This is a genomic window from Streptomyces sp. 15-116A (genome assembly GCF_025290915.1).
Lineage (GTDB): Bacteria > Actinomycetota > Actinomycetes > Streptomycetales > Streptomycetaceae > Streptomyces.
This window is the reverse complement of sequence record NZ_JAOCQE010000486.1, coordinates 1-2,387: the sequence shown is the minus strand read 5'-3', so window position 1 is coordinate 2,387 and position 2,387 is coordinate 1. Positions and strand designations below refer to the sequence as shown.

Below are 2,387 nucleotides of genomic sequence, written 5' to 3'. Positions count from 1 at the left end.
CGCCCTGGCGCCGGTTCCGCGGCGAGCCGGTCCAGCCCGCGCCACCGGACGACCCCGAGGCCGCGCTGCGCCGCATCGGCCCCGACGAGGTCACCCCGCAGCTGGGCACCGAGGAGATCGACATCGTCAACGCGGCCCTGCTGCTGCGCCGCCCGCTGCTGATCACGGGCCCGCCCGGCGTCGGCAAGTCCACCCTCGCCCATGTGATCGCCCGCGAACTGGGCCTCGGCCGGGTCCTGGAGTGGAACATCGTCAGCCGTACGACGCTGAAGGACGGCCTCTACACCCACGACGCCATGGGCCGCGCGCAGGCGATCGCGGCCTGGCAGGCGGGCCTGCGCGGCGGCGTCCCGGAGCAGCGGCCCGAGCAAACCGAAGTATTAAATGAACGTCAACTTCCGCCACTCCTAGGTGATTTCATCACGCTCGGGCCCCTCGGCACCGCCCTCCTGCCCTACGATCGTCCCCGTGTGCTTCTTGTCGACGAGCTCGACAAGAGCGACATCGACCTGCCGAACGACCTGTTGCACGTGCTGGAGAACGGAAGCTATGACGTCCCGGAGCTGGTCCGCGACGCCGCCGACACCGCGAGCGTCCACACCAGCGACCCCGGGGTCCGCGCCGAGGTGCGTCAAGGGCGGGTCGAATGCCGGGAGTTCCCGGTCGTGGTGATCACCAGCAACGGGGAACGGGAGTTCCCGGCCGCCTTCCGCCGGCGCTGTCTGCCGCTCGAACTGCGCACGCCCACCCGCGAACGCCTGCTCGCCATGGTGAAGCGGCACCTGGGGGAGCGGCCCGAGGGCACCGAGGAACTGGTGGACCTGTTCCTGCAGCGCGTCCAGGCCGGCGGCACGCACTCCCTGGACCAGCTACTCAACGCTGTCCAGATCACTACCCTGGGTGGTTTCCAGGTCCACGGCAACGGGCGTAAGCTCGTGGAAATGCTCCTCCGCGACCTCGCGAAGGGCCGCTGAATGAACAACGGCTTTCCCAGGGAGCGCGCATCCGGATCCGGCGGCGGACCCTTGTCGGGGTCGTCGCCTCCGTCGGCGTTCCCCGAATCCGTCGAGTACGCGAGCGAGTACCAAGGCCTTTTCACCCCTGCCCGGGACGACTCCCCCCAGGACGCGCCGCGCTGGCAGGAGGTCGCCGACGCGGTGTGGCTCGCCGCGTACTGGGACCAGCACGGCGGCCCCGCCGCGGACGGCTCCGGAGCCGGACGGCAGCACAACGGCGGCCGTACGCCCGCCCGTGGCGACGCCCCCGGGAAGGCCGATCCCGCGCCCCGTCCCGAGGAACACGCGGACCCGGACACCCCCTCGGCAGGTCTGCTTTCGGCCGATTCTCCCGACCCGGCCGCCTCCACCGACGCCTCGCGGCCGGACGACGACACCGCCCCCGTCCGGCGACCGCTCGACGCCACCGCCGACGACACCCACGCCCACCGGAGCACACCCGACGCCGCCGACGGCGCCCCCGGCCCCGCACCCGTGCCCGCCGACGGCGAACTGTTACCCGACCCCGAGGGCACCGCCGCCCTGCACCTCACCCGGCCCCTGCTCGCCGACGACGCCAACCAGCCGCAGCACGGCCCCGGACGCCGCACCGCCCAGCTCGCCCGCGCCCTGCACCAGCTCCAGCGCCGCGTGTCCTCCCGCGACACCCAGGAACTCGACGAGGAGGCCACCGCAGAACAGGGCGTCGCCGACGGACTGTGGCTGCCGTTCCTGCGGCCCGTGCGCACCACCGCCTTCGACCTGGTGCTGCTCGCCGACGACGCGCCGACCATGCGGATCTGGGAGGAGACCGTCGCCCGGCTCGCCGAGGCCGCCGAACACAGCGGCGCCTTCCGCAGCGTGCGCACCGTCCGCGTGGTCCTCCCGCGCACCGGCACGCCCACCCTGCACTGGACCAGCGGCGGCGCCGTCGCCGACCCGGCCGAGCTGATCGACGGCCGCGGCGGACGCGTCTTCCTCGTCGTCACCGACGGACTCGCCCACGGCTGGGCCGCCTCCGCCGCCGACACCCTCCTCGGCCGCCTCGCCCGCTCCGGCCCCACCGCCCTCGTCCACCTGCTGCCGCCCCATCTGCGCCACCGCAGCTCCCTCTACCCGCACCCGGCGGTCCTGGAGGCCGGCGGCTTCGGCGTGCCCAACGACGCCCTCGGACACTGGGCGCCGCCCGGCGGCCCCGACCCCATGCGGCCCCTGCCCGAGGCCGGCGACGACTCCCTGCCCGTCCCGGTGCTCTCCCTCAAGCCCGGCTCCCTCGCCGCCTGGGCCGACCTCGTCACCGGCGAACGCGGCGTGCGCCGCTCCCTGCCCGTCGTCCTCGCCGGCACCCTCACCAAGGGCGCCCCCGCACCCGGACTGCGCGCCCCGCGCTTC

Annotated in this window: 2 protein-coding genes; both read left to right on the top strand. The window is 74.2% G+C overall.

All coding sequences use genetic code 11. The annotated features are described in order from the left end of the window. Positions 1-974, top strand: a 974-nt coding sequence (locus N4P33_RS34700; RefSeq protein ID WP_260830893.1) for a MoxR family ATPase, incomplete at its 5' end; no start/stop codon positions are given. After that, on the top strand, positions 975-2,387 hold a 1,413-nt coding region (locus N4P33_RS34695; RefSeq protein WP_260830892.1), incomplete at its 3' end, for an SAV_2336 N-terminal domain-related protein.